The sequence below is a fragment of the Pantoea sp. GM_Pan_4 genome, from assembly GCF_026541005.1.
GTDB lineage: Bacteria > Pseudomonadota > Gammaproteobacteria > Enterobacterales > Enterobacteriaceae > Pantoea > Pantoea dispersa.
In genome coordinates, this window is the sequence record NZ_JALNUZ010000001.1 from 296721 (window position 1) to 316164 (window position 19444).

At 60.6% G+C, this 19444-nt stretch carries 18 protein-coding genes; 10 read left to right on the forward strand and 8 right to left on the reverse strand.

The window, feature by feature from the left end; all coding sequences use genetic code 11:
- Positions 1-15: 15 nt before the first annotated feature.
- Together OXR61_RS01450 and OXR61_RS01455 are read right to left on the reverse strand one after the other, a co-directional pair.
- Positions 16-1554 (reverse strand): sugar ABC transporter ATP-binding protein, encoded by a 1539-nt coding sequence (locus tag OXR61_RS01450; protein WP_021506048.1) that lies wholly within the window; start codon positions 1552-1554, stop codon positions 16-18.
- On the reverse strand, positions 1551-2204 hold the full coding sequence (locus OXR61_RS01455) for a DUF2291 domain-containing protein (RefSeq protein ID WP_021506049.1): 654 nt from the start codon (positions 2202-2204) through the stop codon (positions 1551-1553). The genes OXR61_RS01450 and OXR61_RS01455 overlap by 4 nt, the downstream gene beginning before the upstream one ends.
- A gap of 432 nt (positions 2205-2636) precedes the next feature.
- On the opposite strand from OXR61_RS01455, the gene OXR61_RS01460 reads away from it, so the two are divergent.
- The 4 genes from OXR61_RS01460 to OXR61_RS01475 all read left to right on the forward strand — a co-directional run bounded on the left by OXR61_RS01460 (position 2637) and on the right by OXR61_RS01475 (position 7691).
- The gene (locus OXR61_RS01460) at positions 2637-4193 is read left to right on the forward strand and encodes an FGGY-family carbohydrate kinase (RefSeq protein ID WP_021506050.1); all 1557 of its coding nucleotides are present in this window, start codon (positions 2637-2639) and stop codon (positions 4191-4193) included.
- Positions 4194-4196: 3 nt separating this feature from the next.
- A complete protein-coding gene (locus tag OXR61_RS01465) occupies positions 4197-5726 on the forward strand; it encodes a glycerol-3-phosphate dehydrogenase (RefSeq protein ID WP_021506051.1) in 1530 nt (509 codons plus the stop codon).
- Between the two features lie 10 nt (positions 5727-5736).
- Positions 5737-6672, forward strand: coding sequence for a TIM barrel protein (locus tag OXR61_RS01470; RefSeq protein ID WP_021506052.1), 936 nt, complete (start codon positions 5737-5739; stop codon positions 6670-6672).
- Positions 6673-6734: 62 nt separating this feature from the next.
- Positions 6735-7691 (forward strand): sugar-binding transcriptional regulator, encoded by a 957-nt coding sequence (locus OXR61_RS01475; RefSeq protein WP_058758545.1) that lies wholly within the window; start codon positions 6735-6737, stop codon positions 7689-7691.
- A 31-nt stretch (positions 7692-7722) separates the two neighbouring features.
- On the opposite strand, the gene OXR61_RS01480 is transcribed toward OXR61_RS01475, so the two are convergent.
- The 5 genes from OXR61_RS01480 to ampC form a co-directional block, all read right to left on the reverse strand.
- Positions 7723-8418, reverse strand: a complete 696-nt coding sequence (locus OXR61_RS01480) for a class I SAM-dependent methyltransferase (protein ID WP_021506054.1) — start codon at positions 8416-8418, stop codon at positions 7723-7725.
- Between the two features lie 110 nt (positions 8419-8528).
- Entirely contained in the window at positions 8529-9269 is a 741-nt protein-coding gene (locus OXR61_RS01485; protein ID WP_021506055.1) for a DNA-binding transcriptional regulator YciT, read from the reverse strand.
- A gap of 41 nt (positions 9270-9310) precedes the next feature.
- Positions 9311-10573: a DUF1479 domain-containing protein gene (locus tag OXR61_RS01490; protein ID WP_021506056.1), complete on the reverse strand. Its 1263-nt coding sequence runs from the start codon at positions 10571-10573 to the stop codon at positions 9311-9313.
- A 234-nt stretch (positions 10574-10807) separates the two neighbouring features.
- The gene (locus OXR61_RS01495; RefSeq protein ID WP_021506057.1) at positions 10808-11257 is read right to left on the reverse strand and encodes a GNAT family N-acetyltransferase; all 450 of its coding nucleotides are present in this window, start codon (positions 11255-11257) and stop codon (positions 10808-10810) included.
- The gene (ampC, locus tag OXR61_RS01500; RefSeq protein WP_021506058.1) at positions 11254-12384 is read right to left on the reverse strand and encodes a class C beta-lactamase; all 1131 of its coding nucleotides are present in this window, start codon (positions 12382-12384) and stop codon (positions 11254-11256) included. Before ampC ends, OXR61_RS01495 begins: the two co-directional genes overlap by 4 nt.
- Before the next feature lie 184 nt (positions 12385-12568).
- On the opposite strand from ampC, the gene OXR61_RS01505 reads away from it, so the two are divergent.
- From OXR61_RS01505 to OXR61_RS01525, 5 genes are all read left to right on the forward strand, one after another.
- Positions 12569-14323, forward strand: coding sequence for a glycerol-3-phosphate dehydrogenase/oxidase (locus OXR61_RS01505; protein ID WP_021506059.1), 1755 nt, complete (start codon positions 12569-12571; stop codon positions 14321-14323).
- Complete coding sequence (locus OXR61_RS01510; RefSeq protein ID WP_021506060.1) at positions 14307-15146, forward strand: aldolase; 840 nt, start codon at positions 14307-14309, stop codon at positions 15144-15146. The genes OXR61_RS01505 and OXR61_RS01510 overlap by 17 nt, the downstream gene beginning before the upstream one ends.
- Before the next feature lie 58 nt (positions 15147-15204).
- Positions 15205-16692 (forward strand): FGGY-family carbohydrate kinase, encoded by a 1488-nt coding sequence (locus tag OXR61_RS01515; protein WP_021506061.1) that lies wholly within the window; start codon positions 15205-15207, stop codon positions 16690-16692.
- A gap of 95 nt (positions 16693-16787) precedes the next feature.
- Positions 16788-17270, forward strand: coding sequence for an antitoxin Xre/MbcA/ParS toxin-binding domain-containing protein (locus OXR61_RS01520; protein WP_021506062.1), 483 nt, complete (start codon positions 16788-16790; stop codon positions 17268-17270).
- The gene (locus tag OXR61_RS01525) at positions 17270-17776 is read left to right on the forward strand and encodes an RES family NAD+ phosphorylase (RefSeq protein ID WP_031279110.1); all 507 of its coding nucleotides are present in this window, start codon (positions 17270-17272) and stop codon (positions 17774-17776) included. The genes OXR61_RS01520 and OXR61_RS01525 overlap by 1 nt, the downstream gene beginning before the upstream one ends.
- Before the next feature lie 5 nt (positions 17777-17781).
- Here the strand turns inward: OXR61_RS01525 and OXR61_RS01530 are convergent, their stop codons facing one another.
- On the reverse strand, positions 17782-18021 hold the full coding sequence (locus tag OXR61_RS01530; protein ID WP_031279112.1) for a hypothetical protein: 240 nt from the start codon (positions 18019-18021) through the stop codon (positions 17782-17784).
- A 251-nt stretch (positions 18022-18272) separates the two neighbouring features.
- Between OXR61_RS01530 and hpxO the strand changes: the two genes are divergently transcribed.
- On the forward strand, positions 18273-19430 hold the full coding sequence (gene hpxO / locus OXR61_RS01535) for an FAD-dependent urate hydroxylase HpxO (RefSeq protein ID WP_021506065.1): 1158 nt from the start codon (positions 18273-18275) through the stop codon (positions 19428-19430).
- Positions 19431-19444 lie beyond the last annotated feature (14 nt).

The following is a 19444-nucleotide window of genomic DNA, read 5'->3' on the forward strand; positions in this document are numbered from 1 at the left end:
GCTCCGTTTTTCATGTCATGCCACCAGAGACTCGCCCGAAGCGGCCATAATGCGTTCTTTGCTCACGCTGGCGTCGAAGATGGCCGAGATGCGCCCTTTACTCATCACCACGATGCGGTGCGCGATACTCAGGCACTCGCCCACTTCTGAGGTGGTGTAAACCACCGCCAGCCCTTTGCTGGCGTTCTCCGCCAGCAGACGAAACACTTCGGCTTTGGCACCGATATCGATGCCGCGGCTCGGTTCATCCAGCAGAATCACTTTGGGTCGGGTGGCGAGCATTTTGCCGATCACCACCTTTTGCTGATTGCCGCCGGACAGGGAACCGATAGCCGCCTCACCGCCGGCAGTCTTGACCGTCACGTTACGAATGCTGTCACTAATCAGCTGTTTCTCCCGTCGCGTTGACAGCACCAGTCCGCGCACAAACTCGCTGATGCTGGCCAGCGACAGGTTCTCGCCCACCGTCATGGTCTGCACCAGCCCGTCGCGCTGGCGATCCTCCGGGACCAGCGCCAGCCCCATTTTGATGCGCTGCGACAGCGACAGCGCGGAGATCTCGGTATCCTGCAGCAGGATGTGCCCGCTGCTCTGCTTCAGCCGTCCGGCGAGACACTCCAGCAGCTCGGTGCGCCCCGCGCCCATCAGGCCATAAATGCAGACAATCTCACCTGCCTGCACCGTCAGCGACAGCTGATCCACCAGCCGGATGCCGGTTTTGCTTTTCACGGTTAACGCCTGCACCGTCAGCGCGTCACCGCCGAAGGCATAGCCGCCGGGCGGTGAACCGAGGTCGAAGTGCTCTCCCACCATGTTGCGCACGATCCATTCGAGGTCGATCTCGTCGCGCCGGGCATAAGCGGTCATCACGCCGTCACGCAGCACCACAGCGCGATCGGTGATCTCCAGTGCTTCCTCCAGATGGTGTGAGATATACACAATCGCCACGCCCTGACTGGTCAGATCGCGGATGACCTGAAACAGCACCGCCACTTCCGCCGCGCTGAGCGCCGAGGTCGGTTCATCCATGATCAGGATTTGTGAATTCACCGACAGCGCGCGGGCGATTTCCACAATCTGCTGCTGCCCGAGACGCAGGTTCTCCACCGGCGTCAGCGGATCAATCTCCTCCTCCAGCGCCGCCATCAGATGGCGGGTCAGCCGCGCCTCTTCGGCGTAATCCACCCCGCCGGGCCGCATGATTTCGCGCCCCATAAAAATGTTGTCGCGCACGTTCATGTTGGGCGCGAGATTCAGCTCCTGATGAATAATCGAGATACCACAGTCGCGCGCCTCGGTGGCCGAACGGAACACCTTTGCTTCGCCGTTTAACAGAATTTCCCCGGATGTTGGCGTAATCACGCCAGAAAGAATTTTCATCAGCGTCGATTTACCGGCGCCGTTTTCACCGAACAGCGTGGTGACTTCGCCGCGGCGGATTTCAAAATTGACGCCTTTCAGCGCATGGGTGGAGCCATACACTTTGCTGACGTTGCGCGCCTGCAGAATCACTTCTCCTTTCAGCAGCGCCGGATTGACGTTGAACGGTTTCATTGCACCTCCACGCGCACCGGCGTAATCAGCCAGTTGGTCGGGCTGAGCAGACGGAACACGCCGACCACCTGCACGGTTTTGCCCGGCAGCGCGTCGCGGTCCAGTTTCTCCAGCACCGCCGCTTTCATGGCACGGTTAATCGCCGCCCCGGCGTTCTGGTATTCGATCTGATTAGTAAAATCACCAAACTGAATTTTGCCGCTGGCATCACGCAGATCGGTGCCGGTAATCGCCGGGCCGGTTTGCAACCGCAGCTGCGTGCCCGCCGGCAGACCGGCGACCTGTAACGGGAAAACACCCATTTGCCCCGGCTGCACCACGCCCTGCAGTTTGACCGGCAGCACCGGCAGCGGCGAGCCGACACCGTATCTGGCCACCGCCTGCTGCCGATCGCTGTTCAGTGCGGCCGCAAGCGTGGCGGCATCCACCGCGCGCGCTTCAACATCCTGCTGGATGCCGGGAAAGGTTTTTTGCCCGTAGCTGTCTGCGGAGAAGCCCTGCTGACGCGCGTCGTCTGCCGAACCGATGCGCACTACTTTGGTATCCAGCGCCATGGCGGCTACCAGCGCCACGATCACCACACCGCTGAGCGTGTAGCGCCGCCGACGTTTGCGTGCCAGCTGCTGCGTTAAGATTGAGACCTCGGACATAACGTGACCTCTCAGGGTGAACAGCGACGATATTCATCGCTGTGCAATGTTATAAATGTGATAACTTGTGTGATGAGAATTGTGCTGTTGTGACTAAATTGTCAACAGGTGGCGCGCAATTTTTCGCACAGCGCGATCTGGATCGCTTATTTGCCTGCAATCACCCCAAATCCGTTTAAAAACCCCTTTAATACAATCATTAAAAACCTTTCACAGTGTGCAGGTGCATCCGCAATCCCCGCTGATTTTGTGATCGAACTCGCCATCCGGTGTGAAATTTATTCTTTTTTGGGAAAAATAATACATCAGATATGTTATCTCCATGAGAAGTGGTGTAAGACAGTATTTAGCAAAATCATCACAGCTCATTAACAAGGCTGCGGATAAACCAAACAGGGGTTCCCGCTCCGGGAGCAGCGAACGGAGGTGTATGTGGAGAGTGGCGATATCATTCTGGGTCTGGATTCCGGCACCTCGGTGGTTAAAGCGGTGGCGTTTGATCTGGAAGGTAACCAGCTGGCGTGCGCGTCGGCGCGCAATCGCTATTACCGCAGCGCAGGCGGTGCCGCCCAGCAGTCAATGACGCAAACCTGGCAAGATGCGGTCAGTGCGATTCACAAGCTCGGCGATCGGGTGGAGAATCTGGCGGCGCGCGTGGTGGCCGTGGCGGTGACCGCCCAGGGCGACGGCAGCTGGCTGGTCGGTGCTGATAATCAGCCGGTGGACGATGCGTGGATCTGGCTGGATGCCCGCGCCGCCGCCACGGTGGAAAAACTCAATCAGCAGCCGCTGGCCGCCGCACGCTTTCAGGCCACCGGCACCGGTCTTAACACCTGCCAGCAGGGTGCGCAGCTGGCGCACATGGACCAGCACTATCCCGAACTGCTGGCGCGCACCGAAGTGGCATTGCACTGCAAGGACTGGCTCTATCTCAATCTGACCGGTGTGCGCGCCACCGACCCGTCTGAAGCCAGCTTTACCTTTGGCAACTATCGCCACCAGCGCTACGACGATACGGTGATTGACGCGCTGGGGCTTAACCACCGGCGCCACCTGCTGCCGGAGATTATCGACGGCACGCAAATCACCCATGGCCTGACCGCTGACGCCGCCCGGCAAACCGGCCTGCTGGCTGGCACGCCGGTGTGTCTCGGCTATGTCGATATGGCGATGACCGCGCTCGGTGCCGGGGTGCACACCGGTGAAGCCAATACCGCCTGTTCGATTGTCGGCTCAACCGGCGTGCATCTGCGCAGCGTCACCATTGACGAGGTATGGCTCAACCCGGCGCAAACCGGCTACGTGATCCCGCTGCCGTGGCCAGGTTATGTCACTCAGGTACAAACCAACATGGCCTCCACGCTCAATCTCGACTGGCTGCTGAACGTGGCCAGCGATCTGCTGAGCAGCTTTGGTTGTGAAACCGATCATGCGCGGCTGGTGCAGCAGATCGATCGCTGGCTCAACGACGCGCAGCCGGGCACCCTGCTGTTCCATCCTTACATTTCACTGGCCGGTGAACGCGGACCGTTTGTCAACGCCGATGCGCGCGCCAGTTTCACCGGCCTTAACTACCAGCACAACTTTGGCGACCTGGTGCGCGGCGTGATTGAAGGCATCGGCATGGCAGCTCGCGACTGTTATCAGGCGATGGGCGCCACGCTGCCGGGAGAAATTCGCCTTACCGGCGGTGCGGTGCGATCGCAGCCGCTCAGGCAAATCCTTGCCGCCTGTATCGGCGCGCCGGTGCGCATCAGCCAGCGCGAGGAAGCCGGCGCAGCGGGTGCGGCCATGATGGCAGCGGTGGCGATTGGCGCGTATCCGGACATGGCGCAGTGCGTTGAACGCTGGGTGCGCCCGCTGCTGGACGACGCCGAAGCGCCGTCGCCTGCGCTGATGCAGCGCTACCAGCAGCTGTTCCCCCAGTATCAGCAGATCCGCCGCGATCTTCCTGCCGCCTGGCAGGCATTAAACAGTTTTAAGGAGTAACGCATGAGTGACAACACGTTGGATCTGTTTGTGATCGGCGGTGGCATTAACGGTGCCGGTATCGCGCGCGATGCCGCCGGGCGCGGGCTGTCGGTGATGATGTGTGAAAAAGACGATCTTGCCGCAGGCACCTCCTCACGCTCCGGTAAACTGGTGCACGGCGGCCTGCGCTATCTGGAGTACTACGAATTCCGCCTGGTGCGCGAGGCGCTGATTGAACGCGAGGTGCTGCTGAACGCGGCGCCGCACATTATCTGGCCGATGCGCTTTGTGCTGCCGCACAGCCCGTCCGATCGCCCGGCGTGGCTGGTGCGGCTGGGGCTATTTCTCTATGACCACCTTGGCGGACGCAAAAAACTGCCGGGCACGCGCGTGCTCGATCTGACGCGCGATCCTGAAGGCGCACCGCTGCTGGACAGCTACCAGAAAGGCTTTGAGTATTCCGATTGCTGGGTCGACGATGCCCGGCTGGTGACGCTCAATGCGCTGGATGCCGCCGAGCGCGGCGCCACCATTCTGCCGCGCACCCGCTGCGTGTCAGCGCAGCGTCTGCCGGGCAAATGGCAGATTACCCTGCAGGATCAGGCCAGCGGCGCGCAGCGCACGGTGTTCGCCCGCGCGCTGGTGAATGCCGCCGGGCCGTGGGTGCTGGATATCGTCAATCAGGTTAGCCACACGCAAAGCCAGCGCAGCGTGCGGCTGGTGAAAGGCTCGCACCTCATCGTGCCCAAATTCTGGGAGGGCCAGCAGGCCTATCTGGTGCAAAACACCGACAAGCGGGTGATTTTTATCAATCCTTATGAGGGTGATAAAGCGTTAATCGGCACCACCGACATTCCCTGGCAGGGCAAAGCGGAAGATGTCAGTGCGGATGATAGCGAGCAGCAGTATCTGATTGACGTGGTGAATCGCTACTTCAAGGTTAAGCTGCGCGCCAGCGATGTAATTACCCGCTTCTCCGGCGTACGGCCGCTGTTTGACGACGGCAAAGGCAATCCCTCGGCGGTGACGCGGGATTATGTGTTCGACCTGGATAATCAACAGGATGCGCCGCTGCTGCACGTGTTCGGCGGCAAAATTACCACGTTCCGCAAGCTGGCCGAGCATGCGCTGCAACAGCTGGCGCCGTTTTTCCCCAACATGGGCGCGGACTGGACGCGCAGTGCCACGCTGCCGGGCGGCGAGATCGCCCATGCCGATTTTGACAGCTTCCTGGAAGAGATCAAAACGCGCTGGCCGTGGCTGCCGCAGCCGCTGCGCAAGCACTATGCGCGTCTGTACGGTGCGCGGATGAGCACGCTGCTGGGCACCGCCAGCGCGCTGAGCGATCTCGGTGAGCATTTTGGCGGCCAGCTGTATGAGGCCGAGGTGCGCTATCTGGTGCAGTACGAATGGGCGCAGCAGCCGGAAGATATCCTGTGGCGTCGCACCAAACATCAGCTGCACCTGAGCGCCGCACAGCGCACCGCGTTCAGCCAGTGGTTCGAACAGACTTTCCACCCTGCCGCGCCGCTGCGCGCCCACGCTGGCTGAGAGGTGCCGCATGCCATTAACGCTTTCGCTGAATACCAATCCGCTGGTGAACCGCTTCGCCGATCCCGGCGATCTGATTCACACCGTGGCGCAGCAGATCCGCATTCGCGATCTGCAGCTGACGCATGAATTTATCAATCCCGGCTGGCCCGCCGCCACCCTCAGCCACATGACGCGCCGCATGCAGCAGGCGCTGCGTGCCACCGGCGTGCGCGTCACCTCCGGCATGACCGGCCCGTATGGCCGCCTCAACCATTTTGGTCATCCGGATGCGGCGGTACGTCGCTACTACATTGACTGGTTCAAGACCTTTGCCGACATCACCGCGGAACTGGGCGGCGTCGCGGTGGGCTCGCAGTTTGCCATCTTCACTCAACGGGATTTTAACGATGCGGCGCGGCGTGAAGCGCTGATTGCCATCGCCATTGACTGCTGGGCGGAAGTGGCGGAACACGCCAAAGCGGCCGGTCTGCGTTACCTGTTCTGGGAACCGATGAGCGTCGGACGCGAATTTGGCGAAACCATTCCCGCCTGTATGGCGCTGCAGCAGCGGCTGAGCGCGGCACAGTTTGCCCTGCCGATGTGGATGATGGCGGATATCGATCATGGCGATGTCACCTCTGACGATCCGCGTGACTACGATCCTTACGCGTGGGCTGAAGCGGTGCCGCGCTTTTCGCCCATCATCCATATAAAGCAGAGCATGATGGATAAAGGCGGGCACAGGCCCTTTACATTGCAGTACAATGCCGGCGGTCGCATTCAGCCGCAGCCGCTGCTTGAGGCGCTGGCGCGCGGCGGCGCGCAGGATAACGAGATTTGCCTCGAGCTAAGCTTCAAAGAGCGCGAACCCACCGACAGCAATGTGGTGGCGGAGATTGCTGAAAGCGTGGCGTTCTGGGCCGACCATATTGATACCGGGGTGCAGGATTTGCATCTCGCGTGAGCATGTCGTGCTGAGGGCTTTCGTCAGCCCGCAGCACCCCTCAACCAGACAGGGACAACCCGATGAAATCCGCACCGACTTCCGCTGAACGCGATGACTCTCTGGCCCTGCGGGCGGCCTGGCTGCACTATGTCGGCGGCCTGACGCAGGCTGAAGTGGCCAAACGGCTCGGCCTGCCGTCGGTGAAAACCCATCGGCTGATTGCGCGCATGGTGGCCGAAGGCGCGGTGAAAGTCACCATCGACGGCGCGATTGTCGCCTGCGTGACGCTGGAAGAGCAGTTGCGCAGCCGCTACGGCCTGAACTTTTGTCAGGTGGCACCCGATCTCGGCGAAGAAGGCCTGCCGGTGCGCGCGCTGGGCATGGCCGGTGCCGACTATTTGCGTAATCTTCTGGCCTCCACGCCGGCGATCACGCTGGGTCTCGGCCACGGCCGGACGCTGTCGGCAGCGATTCACCAGCTGGCACGTATCGACGCGCCGCACCTGCGCTTTGTCTCCCTGCTCGGCTGCCTGACGCGCAACTACGCGCTCAATCCGCATGACGTGATGCATCGCATCGCCGAAAAAACCGGTGCGCAGGCCTACATGATGCCGGTACCGTTTTTTGCCAACACCGAAGAGGATCGCGATGTGCTGCTGGCGCAGCGTGGTGTCAGCGAAGTGTTCAGCATGGCCGCGCACAGTGAAGTGAAGCTGGTGGGCATTGGCACCGTGGAACCGGCCGCCCAGCTGGTGGAAGCCGGGATGATCGATGCAGCCGAGATCCGCGCCCTGTCGGAAGCCGGCGCGGTGGGCGAACTGCTGGGGCACTTTTTTGCCGCCGACGGGCAGATGATTCACAATTCGCTGACGGCACGCACGCTGTCGGTGCCGCTGGATCTGGCGCAGCGCGCAGAGATCGTGGCGCTGACCGGCGGACCGAGTAAAGTGGCGGCGATCCGCGCGGTGCTGGCCAGCGGACTCGTCACCGGTTTGATCACCGACGAGCTGACGGCGCAGGCGCTGCTAACTTCATGAATCGTCAGCTCACTCAACCTTATTCAGCGGTTTAGCGCTTGCGCGCCGTCCAGCCATGTATCAGCAGCGACTGAAAGAAGCGCTGCGGCGGCGTGAAACCGGCCTGCGCCATCAGCGCTTCGGTCTGGGCAGCAGGCAGCAACAGCAGCCGCTGCGTCAGCATCTGCTTCATCTCATCCAGATTTTGCGCCCTGCCGCTGGCGCTCTCATGCATGGTTTTCCAGAACAGCAGTTGTTCATCAAAGCCGGTATCCTGCACATCACCGGCAATTTCTGCCGTCACTAAGCGTCCACCCGGTTTCAGCTGCTGCTGCATCTGCTGATAAATACCCGCCCGCTGCGGATGCTGGATAAAATGCGTCACCAGCAGGCAAAGCACCACATCGTAATCGGCGGTAACCGGTACGTCGTTAAGGTAGCCCTGATGCAGCTGGCAGCGCGCCCGTATCCCGGCGGCGCTGAGTTTTTCTGTGCAGACCGCCAGCATGTCCGGTGAAGGATCGACACCGGTAAACTGCCATTTCGGGTGCTGCTGCGCCAGCCGGATAATTTCGCTGCCGGTCCCGACGCCCACACACAGCACCCGCGCCTGCGGCGGCGCGTTGTCCAGCACCAGTGAAATTAGCAGATGCAGATTATCGGCGATTGGCTGATGTTTGCCGTTATACGCGTCGTACTGCCGCGCAAACTCTTCGTTGAAGATATCGTTGGTATTTTGCGTCATCATTGTCCCGATTGGTTGCCTTCATGTAACTTTATTTATTACATGAAAGATGCGGCGATGCAATCAATGGCTGATTACGCTAAGCCTGAGGGATAGGTTAAACGCAATAAAGGTTAAACCAGACTGAGCAGCAGCGACTGCGCACGCAGCTGCTGCTGCCAGCCTGCGGCAAGTTCCGCGTCGGTGATCACCTGCTTAAACGGCTGTAGCGGCGCCAGCGCATAGGGATGAATCTGACCAAATTTGGAGGAGTCGGTGAGCGCGACGGTGTGGGTAGGCTTTTCCATGATGGCGTTCACCACATCGCAGCGCAGCATGTCGCGGCTGGTGAAACCGGTCGCCTCATCCCAGCCGTCAATGCCAATAAACGCCTTATGAAAGTTGAGGTGCTGAATGCACAGCCGCGTTAACGGCCCGACCACTGACTCACTGCTTTTCTGAAACAGCCCGCCGAGAATAATCACATCGCCGCCCTGCTCACGCAGCAGTCCGGCGATGTAATGGCTGACGGTGATGATGGTGATGTCCTGCCGATGGCTGAGCTCTCGCGCCAGCAGCGCATTGGTGCTGCCGCCTTCAATAAACACCGTTTCGCCGGGGTTAACCAGCCCGGCGGCGTACTCCGCCAGGCGTTTTTTCACCGCAAAACGGGTTTGCATGCGCGCGCCTACGTCATCACTTTCCGGTGCCACGGCGGAACCGTGCACGCGGCGCAGAAAGCCACCCTTCTCCAGCAGGTTCAGATCCTGACGCACCGTCACCTCCGAAACGCCGGTGGTTTGCGCCAGTTCATTGACGCTGACGCTGCCGCGCTCGCTGACCAGTTGAATAATGTGCTGATGACGTGCGTTCATAGAGCCTGCTGTTAAAAAGTTTTTGCCCAGCTTAGCAGAAATTACGCTAATCCCAGACTGCGCCGGCCGTTTTCATTCAGATCCTGCGGCGTAAAACGGCCGCGCCAGCTGGCTTCGTAATCCTCTTTGGGGAAATCGCCCGGTGAGACACCGGTCGCCAGCGCCTGCGCCACCTGCTGCGCATAGTCGGCGTTTTTATCGCACATCGGCGCGGCGGGAATGTACATCACGTTGCCCCAGCCCTGCTGATTTTCTACCGGCGCCACCGCATGAATCACGTCGCAGTGCCACCACACCGAATCGCCCGCCTGCAGCGCCGGGATCGAACACAGGCCGGCAATTAATTCCGGATGCCAGCGCTCTGATACCGGCAGCACTTTGCCGGGCGCCACGCCGCACAGTTCCTCTTCCGGCACATCCTTCAGTAACGGACGCAGCAGCAGATAAGCCATGGCTTCCGGCACCGGCACCACGTGCAGCAGTCCCTGACCGGGCTGCATATCAGAGAGTGCGGTCCAGCCCTGGAACGTGCGGAACACCGAACATTTGGTGGTGGTGCCAGACTGATACTCCTGCACGGCCGTGCGGTGCGCCGCGTCCCACGGATCGTACTGATCGAACTGGTTAGAAAAGATCTTGCTGAACACCTGCTGATAGGCCGGCAACAGCCAGCGCTCCAGCGCGCCGGAATCGGTGTGCGCGCCCAGCCCTTTGGAGGTGGTGCCCGGCAGCCGGCGACGGATGCGATCCGGATAGATGATGCTCACGTCCGGATCAAACCAGCGCGTACCGGCGGATTCAAATTTCCACAGGCGATTGAGGAACGCCTGGGTTTGCGCCATGGCCTCACTCTGGCGTGCCGACATCTGCGCATCGCTCCAGTAAATGGGATAGATCTCCGGCCGCGAGGCGTCGAGGTTGCCAAAGAAGTTGTCGCCCGGCCCCTGATAGACACGGTCGAAATCATTGTCGTCGAGGTAGTTGAGCATGTCAGCATCCCACGCCAGCGCCTGCTCGCGGCTGAAGGTTTGCTTCACCACCACGCAGCCGCGGCGGCGGATATGATCTTTGGTCTGTTCGCTGATGCGGCCAGCGGCCAGATCCGCGAAGCTGACCTGCGGCCACGCCGTTCCGTACTGCTTCTCTTCGGCGCGCGCGGCCGCGATTTCACTGACAATCTTACTTCTGACCTGCTCAAACAGGCCTTCGACATCGCCAATCTGTGCTCTGAGCGCCTGCTTCATCAGGCGCACATGCTGTTTAAAATCGTCGGGTTGTTGTTCTGAGGTAAAAGTGGTGTTCATCTCGCACTCCGTCTGTTTACGCTTAAGCTTCATTCGAAACACATTACATGTTCATTCATAACACCAGGCGAACAAAAAGACAGCACACAGCCAAAAAATAGCGAGCATGATCACAGTTATTTATCTGAGGAGTTTTCGTTTGAAAGGGTTCAGGGAGCGAAACGGTGGGATGAATAACGCAAGCGCGCCTTGATCAGGCACGCGGGGGCCGCCCTCCATGGCAGCCCGGGAAAATTATGGCTGATCGAATAAATGACGGTACTGCACAAAGTCGGTTTGTTGCGCCAGCCGATCATACAGCGCCCGCGCGTGGCTATTAGACGCCTGCGTCAGCCAGTAAACGCGCGAACAGCCGAGCTTCTCTGCCTGTTCATAGACTGCCAGAATCAGCGCCTTGCCGGCGCCCAGACCGCGCGCGGCTTCGCTGACGTAGAGGTCCTGCAAATAGCAGTAGTCGCCCTGAGTCCAGGTTGAGCGATGGGTAAGGAAATGCACCAGCCCGACCATCGCGCCGTCCTGCTCGGCCACCAGACAGTGCATGGGTTCCGCGCGGGACAGCAAGCGGCGAAAGCTCTCGCCGGTGGTGTTATCGTCAATGGTGGTCTGATAAAAGCGCTGATAACCCTGCCACAGCGCCAGCCACGGCATAAAATCTTCTGCGCGCAGCGCTCTGATGGTGATCATTCGCCCTTCCCGATGTTGCTGATGATTTTTTCCGCAGCCACCACCCGTTCGTCATTCGGGAACCACTTATTTGCCAGCATAATCAGCGCAACCCGCTGCGACGGAATAAAGACCGCATAGGTGGCGAATCCGTTGGTGGAGCCGGTTTTGTTATACCACTCCTGCTGCGGCGCAGCCTGCGGCGGCGTAACAAGCGTGGCTTTCATGCCCTTCATAATGCGCGCGCCGCTGTTGCCATCTACCAGCTGCTGCGTGGTCACCGGCAACGGGTAATATTCCCACATCATCGCCTGAGTAAAAGCGGCCTCGGTGTGGTAATAGCCCTGATGCGTCGCGGCCACCGCCTGTTGCCATGCGGGCGCGACCGGCTGTTGCTGCAGCTGAATGGCCAGCCAGCGAATCAGATCGGCAGAGGTGGATTTCAGGCCATAGGATTCCGCATCCAGCGGGCCTGGCGTCACCCGCACCGGGCGATCCTGCTTGTTATAACCCTGGGCGTAGCGCCCCATCTGCGATGCAGGCACCTGCACATAGCTGTGCGTCATGCCCATCGCCGGCAGCAGCTGCTTTTCCATCACGCTGATGAACGGCTGATGCAGACTTTTAGCCGCAATCATGCCGAGCATACCGATACCGAGGTTCGAATAAACGCGCACCGTGCCCGGCTGGGCATCTGGCTGCCACTGTTTGTACCAGCGCATCAGCTCGCGGGTATTGGTCACGTCATCCGGTACGAACAGCGGCGTGCCGCTGGTGTGCGTCGCCAGATTCAGCAGCGAGACGCGATCAAAAGCGCTGCCTTTCAGTTCCGGCAGCCACTGGCTGGCCGCGTCGCTGAATTTCAGTTTGTTCTGCTGCGCCGCATAGCTGGCTAAGGTGGCGGTAAACGTTTTACTCAGCGAGCCGATTTCAAACAGCGTCTGCTCGTTGATCGGCTGTCCGCTCTCTTTCGATGCCACGCCGTAGTTATAAAATTCGGTTTTGCCGTCGTGCAGAATCGCTACCGCCATACCGGGGATCTGATACTGCTGCATCAGCGGTTTGATGATGCTGTCTGGTGATGTCGTTGCCAGCGCACTGCCGCTGACCAGCAGCGCGAGTGCGCTTAATCGGGCCCATGAAAACATGAAAATTCCTTTTCCTGCAGGTTAACCATGATGTCTGACCGGCAGTATATCGTTACCCCTGCCAGGCTTCCCGACAATTCTCATTGGTAGTGAACAAAATCACATCCTTTATGACCTGATTTGCCGTTTGCTGCGCCCGCTCCTATACCTTTGACAAGTAAGCGTTCATCGCAAGGAGCTGACAATGGAACAGGTTTTGACCCGCGAACAACGGCTTAGCCGCCTGCGCGCGCGCAGTTCGCTGCCGGTGCTGATCGTCGGCGGCGGCATCAACGGCATCAGTACTTTTCGTGAGCTGGCATTACAGGGCATTCCTGCGGTGCTGGTGGAGAAAGGTGACTGGTGCCAGGCGGCCAGCGGCGCGCTGTCGCGCATGATTCACGGCGGCCTGCGCTATCTGGAGACCGGCGAGTTTGGCCTGGTGAAGGAGTCGGTGATGGAGCGCGATCGCCTGCTGAAAAACGCCGCGCACTATGTGTTTCCGCTGCGTACCACCGTACCGATCGATAATCTCGGCGGTGGACTGGTTAACGCCACGCGACGTTTCCTGCGCCTGAGCGATAAGCCCACCCGGCGCGGCGCGCTGCTGATCAAAACCGGCCTGAGCCTGTACGACCTCTACACGCGACAGTATGGCGCTATGCCGCGCCACCAGCTGCGTAACGAAGCCGCCACGCGCGATCGCTGGCCTGGCTTCGCGCCCTGGGTGAAATACAGCGCCAGCTACTACGATGCGTGGATCAGCGCGCCGGAGCGACTCGGGTTTGAGTTGATTGAAGATGCGGAACGCGCCTGCCCGGAGGCGCTGGCGCTCAATTATCTGCGGGTGGTCAGCGCCAGCGACGAGACGGTGCTGCTGGAAGATACGCTGAGCGGTGAGCGCTTTAGCCTGCAGCCGCACGTGCTGGTGAATGCCGGCGGCGCGTGGATCGACCAGCTGAATCAGCAGCTGGCCGTGCATTCACCACCGACCAGACTGATAGGCGGCACCAAAGGGTCGCATCTGATCCTCGATCATCCCCAGCTGTTACAGATGCTGGACGGTGAAATGGTCTATTTCGAAAATCAGGAAGGCCGGGTGTGCATTATGTTTCCCTGGTTCGGCAAAGTGCTGGTGGGCTCCACCGATATCCGCGTTGATGACCCTGAGGGCGTGGTGTGCGAAGCCGAAGAGCAGGCTTACATTCTTGAGTCGCTGCGCTTTGTATTTCCTGACATCGTGGTTCCAGCATCCGCGGTGGTTTATACCTTCTGCGGCGTGCGCCCGCTGCCGGCCAGCGAGGCTAAAGTGAATGGTCAGATTTCGCGTAACCATTCGCTGGTGCTGCTGCCGCCTGACCACGCGCGTGCCTGGAGCACGCTATGTCTGGTCGGCGGTAAATGGACCACCTTCCGCCGCTTCGGGGAAGAGGCCGCCGACCGCGTGTTGCGCCTGCTGGGAGAAAAGCGTCGCGTCTCCAGCAGCGACCTGCCGATTGGCGGCGGCCGGGATTTTCCGGCGCCGTCCGCCCAGCCCGCCTGGCTCAGTGCGCTGGCGCAGCACTATGACCTTCCGCTGGTGCGCGTGACGCAACTGGTGAAACGCTACGGCAGCCGGGCCCTGCCGCTGCTGCAGCAGATTCAGCAGCACGGCGAACAGCCGCTGCAGCATCATGCCGGTTACAGCGCCACCGAACTGCGCTATCTGATTGAGCATGAACAGGTGTGCCAGCTGGAAGATGTGCTGGTGCGCCGCACGTCACTGGCTATCTGCGGTGAATTAACGCCGCCGCTCATGCAGGAAATTTCGCAGCTGCTGGCCGACTCGCTCGGCTGGCAGGACAGCCAGCGCGCTGGTCATCTGCAGCACACCGCAATCAGCCTGGCGCAGCGCCATGGGCTGCATGCGCTCGCATCCGCGTTTTCACAGGAGGAAGTTCAGGATGTCACTCACCCCTAAAGTTCGCCTCAACCGGTTATTTCACCACGGCAAGTGCCTGGATGTGGCGATCGATCACGGCATCGCCAACGAGCCCGATTTTCTGCTGGGGCTGGAAGATATTGAAAGCGTGATGCGCAACCTGATTGCCGCACAGCCGGATGCGATCCAGGTCAATTATGGTCAGGCCGATCTGCTGCAGCGCGTTGCCGGGCGCAAACCGGCGCTGGTGATGCGCACCGACGTCGGCAATGCCTATAACGCGGCGCGCCACCGCGAGATGTGGGCGGTGCTGCACAATCCGGAGGCACCGATTCTTGCCGCGCTGCAGATGGATGCCGCCGCGGTGGTGGTTAATCTCTACCAGATCCCGGATGAACCGGGCATTTTTCGCATGTGCGTGGAGAACATTGGCCGCCTGCGCCATGCCTGCGATCGCTATGCCATGCCGCTGATGGTGGAGCCGCTGGTGATGGCCCCCGCCGGCCAGGGCGCGGCGTACGGCTCGCTCGGTGACGTCAGACAAATCGTGCCGCTGGTGCGGCTGGCGCGGGAGCTGGGCGCCGACATCATTAAAGCCGACCCCACGGATAACGTAGAGGATTTCCATCGTGTGGTGGAGGCGGCGCGCTGTCCGACGCTGGTGCGCGGCGGCGGCAAAGGGGAACTGGGCGCGGTGCTGGCGAAAAGCGCCGCGCTGATGGCGCAGGGTGCCAGCGGCATGGTATATGGCCGCAACGTTTATCAACATGATAATCCGTCACGCGTGGTCAGCGCGCTGATGGCGATTATCCATCAGGGTGTCAGCGGCGCGGATGCGCTGGACATCTACCAGCAGGGTTAAGCGTGACCTGCACCGGCGCTTAAGCGGTGCGCCGTCTTCGCCTGAAACGGAGTCGGATATGAGCCAGATTCTCGGCATCGATGCCGGAAACACCATGATCAAAGCGGTACTGTTTGACCTGAGCGGCCGCGTGCTGTCGGTAGCGGAGTGCGCCGGCGAAACGCATCAGCCGCAGGAAGGCTATGCTGAACGGCCAGTTGAAGATATCTGGCGCGGCGTCAGCAACGCGGTAAGTCGCTGCCTGCAGCAAGCCGGCACGCGCGGCAGCGAAGTGATTGCCGTCGGAGCCGCCGGACACGGCAACGGGTTGTATGCGCTGGATCGTCAGCAGCGCCCGCTGTTTGGCATCCAGTCGATTGATCATCGCGCCAGCGCCACGGTACAGGCGCTGGAATCCAGCGGTGCGGCGCAGCAGATTTACGCGCTGTCGTTGCAAAAACCGTGGCCCGCCGCCACGCCGGTGCTGATCAGCTGGATACGTCAGCATCAGCCGGAACGCTGGGCGCAGATCGGCCATCTGCTGTGTGCCAAAGATGTCATCGCCCATTTTCTGTGCGGCAACGTCAGCGCGGACTATTCTGATGCCGCCGGTGCCGGGCTGATTGATTATCGCCAGCGCGGCTACAGTGGCGAATTGCTGGCGCTGTACGGCATCGAAGAGGCGCTCGCCCTGCTGCCACCGCTGCGTGAATCCTACGAGGTTACCGGCGTGGTCTCGGCCCGCGCGGCACAGCTCACTGGTTTACCGGCCGGCATCCCGGTGGTAGCCGGCATGTTTGACGTGGTTGCCAGCGCGGTCGGCTCGGGCGTAGTGAACTGCGGTGAGGCCTCCATTGTCGCCGGTACCTGGAGCATCAATCAGGTGGTGGTCGACAAACCTGACTATCTGCGCCCGGTGTTTATGAATTCGATCATCGAATGCGACCGCTACATGGCGATCGAGGCCAGCGCCACTTCTGCCGCCAATCTTGACTGGTTCCTGCGTGAATTTGATGATGGCCGCGCCGGCCAGGGCGCGGCGCGCAGCAGCGACAGCGTGGCACAGGTCAGGCCTGACGCGCAGTTGCCGCTGTATCACCCTTACCTCTATTCAGGGCGGAAAGCCGAACCCGCCAAAGCCGGCTTTTACGGCCTCGGCGGCTGGCATACGCGCGCTGACATGCTGTTTGCCCTGTTCGAAGGCGTGACCTTTGCCCACCGGGCGCACATTGACCGGCTGCGCGCGGCAGGCATTACGGTCAACCAGGCCACGCTCTCCGGCGGCGCGACACGCAGCAGTGTCTGGCCGCAAATGTTTGCGGATGTGCTGGGGATGCCGATTCGCGTCGCAACCTGCCACGAAACCGGGGCGCTGGGTGCGGCCCTGTGTGCGGGCGTGGGCGTGGGTCAGTGGCCGAATCTGGCTGCCGCCGTGCAGCAGGCGGTTACCCTTGCGCCGGAGGCGCTGCAGCCCCGCGCGGCGCGCTTCGCTTTTCATGACACCCGCTACCGGCTGTTTAAAAAACTTGAGCTGGCGATGAGCGACATCTGGTGCACCGCCAGTTAATGGTGGTGCGGCGTGAACAAACCATGACACCGGTGGACAAATGCTGTACACTTGATGCATAAAAATGTTCACATGAACATTATCAGGAGGTTGTGATGTCCACCGCATCGGCTTTTAATCCCACCAGCGGATCGCGCATCTTTGATCCGTCGCTGATTCAGCACGCCCGCCCCTCTTTTATGGATCAGATGGGGCTGCCGCGTAACCGGCTTAAGGCGCATAAGTTGATCACCGACGGCATGGATGTCGGCATTGTCGAACGCGCCGCCACGATTCTGAAAGCGACGCCGATCGACATCGCACAAATGGTCTCGATTGACCGCAACACCTACCGGCGCCGCGAGAAGTCCGGATCGCAGCTCTCGGTCGAACAGGGCGCGCGCATCTATCAGGTGTTTGAAGTACTGGATGCGGTGATCCAGCTGTTCGCTGGCGATCCGGAAGTGGCGATGCACTGGATGTATCAGCCCGCGCTGGCGCTCGACAACGCGCAGCCGATTAACATGCTCAGTACGCCCGCCGGCTGCGACGCGGTGCTGACGCTGATTGGCCGCCTGGAGCACGGAGTGATTGTCTGATGACACGACGGAAGGATCCGGCCGCACCCGTCAGGGTGTTCTATCGAATTGTCAAAGCGGAGTACGCCAGCCAGGCGTTTAACGGTGCTGGCGCAGAAAAATGGGGTGGCCGCTGGAATCCGCCCGGGATGAAAGCGGTTTACCTCAGCAGCTCTAAAGCGCTGGCGACGCTGGAACTGGTGGTGCACGCCGGGAAAACGCTGCTGGAGCAAAGCCGCTTTGTGGTGTTTACCGTGGCGGTACCGGAATCCGACATCATCGCCCTCGACAGCAGTAAACTGCCGGCCGGCTGGGAAAAATATCAGCAGCAGGAGGAGACGCAGGCCATCGGCGCGGCGTTTCTCGATCCGCACAATGGCTTTCCCCTGCTGATGACGGTGCCCAGCATCCTCACCGGCGAAGATAATGCGCTGTTTAACCCCGATCATCCGGGCGCGGCCGCGCTGATTGCCACAGCGACCTCCGCTCCCTTCGCCATAGATCGCCGTATCAAAGACGATCCGTAAACGGTCTAGCGGCACTGGCTGGCACAGTTTTGTACGCAAATCTGCGCCAGCGAGCCACAGCCGCCGCCGTTGTCATTCTTGCACTGCGATTGCTGCACGTAACAGTTCTGCTGACAGGAAGAGACATCACACTTCGCTGCTACCGGCGTGAGCTGCGGCAAATCCCCTTTTCTCTCCGGCTGCCACGGCGTTTGCGCCGCTGCGCTCAGGCTGCCCAGCAGCCATAACATCATTATCCATTTCATCATTCAGTCCTCGCAGGATGGATGTAGAGAGTATGAACGCTGGCCGGATGATTGCCAGCGTGAAACCTTTGGTTCACTTTCTCCCGGGTGATGCCCTGTTAAGGTGCAGCATCTGCGCCCATTGCCGAAGCAGCGCATGACCCAACCAGAATATAAATCATTATTTTCAATACTTTAACTCACTGCCATCCTGGCCCTGCAAGATGGTACAAAAGTTGCAGGGTTTAGGGTGCACAGTAAAGGAGACGGTAATGAAAGCGATTGTGATTGGAGCGGGTATCGGCGGCATGAGCGCGGCGCTGGCGCTGGAAAAAGCGGGTTTCAGCACCGCAGTGTATGAAGCGGTGAAAGAGATGAAACCGGTCGGCGCGGCCATCTCTATCTGGCCTAACGGTGTGAAGTGCCTCAATGCGCTGGGTCTCAAGGCACAGCTGCGCGCGCTCGGCGGCAATATGGCGTTTATGGCTTACAACGATGGCCACAGCGGCAGCACCCTGACCCGCTTCAGTTTGTCACCGCTGGTGCAGCAGGTCGGTGAGTATCCTTATCCGGTCGCACGCGCAGAGTTACAGGCGCTGCTGATCGACAGCTACGGCCGCGAACGCATCCGCTTTGGCAAACGCGTTGAACGGGTGGAGCAGCATGCCAGCGGCGTGACCGCCTGGTTTGATGACGGCAGCCAGGCTGAAGGGGATTTTATGGTGGCCGCCGACGGCACCCACTCGGTGATTCGCCATCACGTGCTGGGCGAACACGTCGAGCGCCGCTACGCAGGCTACGTTAACTGGAATGGCCTGGTCACCATCGATGAGAGCATCGCGCCCGCCGATCAGTGGACCACGTTTGTCGGCGAGGGCAAGCGCGTCTCGCTGATGCCGGTGAGCGGTAACCGCTTCTACTTTTTCTTTGATGTCCCGCTGCCGAAAGGGCTGGCGCAGGATCGCGCAACGGTGAAAGACGATCTGCGCGGCTATTTTGCCGGCTGGGCCGAACCGGTCCAGCGGCTGATCGCCAGCATTGACGCACAAACCACCAATCGCGTGGAGATTCATGATATCGAACCCTTCAGCCGCTTTGTCAGAGGACGTGTGGCGCTGCTGGGGGATGCGGCACACAGCACCACGCCGGATATCGGTCAGGGCGGCTGTGCGGCCATGGAAGATGCGGTGGTACTGGCGCAAACCCTGACTGCACATTCGCTGGGCATTGAGGACGGCCTGCTGCGCTATGAGGCGCGGCGCGTCGAGCGCACCCGTGATTTGGTGCTGAAAGCGCGCAAGCGTTGTGATGTCACCCACGCCAAAGATGCGGCGGTCACCGCGGAATGGTATGCCGGACTGAAAGAGGAAACCGGCGAGCGCGTGCTGGCCGGCATGTGTGACACCATTGAAGGCGGTCCGCTGGGATAAGCGTGCAGGCCAGC

Bases quoted from the DNA above. Each gene is read 5' to 3' on its own strand.
- OXR61_RS01450 (WP_021506048.1), bottom strand. From the start codon at position 1,554: ATGAAACCGTTCAACGTCAATCCGGCGCTGCTGAAAGGAGAAGTGATT.
- OXR61_RS01455 (WP_021506049.1), bottom strand. From the start codon at position 2,204: ATGTCCGAGGTCTCAATCTTAACGCAGCAGCTGGCACGCAAACGTCGG.
- OXR61_RS01465 (WP_021506051.1), top strand. From the start codon at position 4,197: ATGAGTGACAACACGTTGGATCTGTTTGTGATCGGCGGTGGCATTAAC.
- OXR61_RS01470 (WP_021506052.1), top strand. From the start codon at position 5,737: ATGCCATTAACGCTTTCGCTGAATACCAATCCGCTGGTGAACCGCTTC.
- OXR61_RS01475 (WP_058758545.1), top strand. From the start codon at position 6,735: ATGAAATCCGCACCGACTTCCGCTGAACGCGATGACTCTCTGGCCCTG.
- OXR61_RS01480 (WP_021506054.1), bottom strand. From the start codon at position 8,418: ATGATGACGCAAAATACCAACGATATCTTCAACGAAGAGTTTGCGCGG.
- OXR61_RS01485 (WP_021506055.1), bottom strand. From the start codon at position 9,269: ATGAACGCACGTCATCAGCACATTATTCAACTGGTCAGCGAGCGCGGC.
- OXR61_RS01490 (WP_021506056.1), bottom strand. From the start codon at position 10,573: ATGAACACCACTTTTACCTCAGAACAACAACCCGACGATTTTAAACAG.
- OXR61_RS01495 (WP_021506057.1), bottom strand. From the start codon at position 11,257: ATGATCACCATCAGAGCGCTGCGCGCAGAAGATTTTATGCCGTGGCTG.
- ampC (WP_021506058.1), bottom strand. From the start codon at position 12,384: ATGTTTTCATGGGCCCGATTAAGCGCACTCGCGCTGCTGGTCAGCGGC.
- OXR61_RS01505 (WP_021506059.1), top strand. From the start codon at position 12,569: ATGGAACAGGTTTTGACCCGCGAACAACGGCTTAGCCGCCTGCGCGCG.
- OXR61_RS01510 (WP_021506060.1), top strand. From the start codon at position 14,307: ATGTCACTCACCCCTAAAGTTCGCCTCAACCGGTTATTTCACCACGGC.
- OXR61_RS01515 (WP_021506061.1), top strand. From the start codon at position 15,205: ATGAGCCAGATTCTCGGCATCGATGCCGGAAACACCATGATCAAAGCG.
- OXR61_RS01520 (WP_021506062.1), top strand. From the start codon at position 16,788: ATGTCCACCGCATCGGCTTTTAATCCCACCAGCGGATCGCGCATCTTT.
- OXR61_RS01525 (WP_031279110.1), top strand. From the start codon at position 17,270: ATGACACGACGGAAGGATCCGGCCGCACCCGTCAGGGTGTTCTATCGA.
- OXR61_RS01530 (WP_031279112.1), bottom strand. From the start codon at position 18,021: ATGAAATGGATAATGATGTTATGGCTGCTGGGCAGCCTGAGCGCAGCG.
- hpxO (WP_021506065.1), top strand. From the start codon at position 18,273: ATGAAAGCGATTGTGATTGGAGCGGGTATCGGCGGCATGAGCGCGGCG.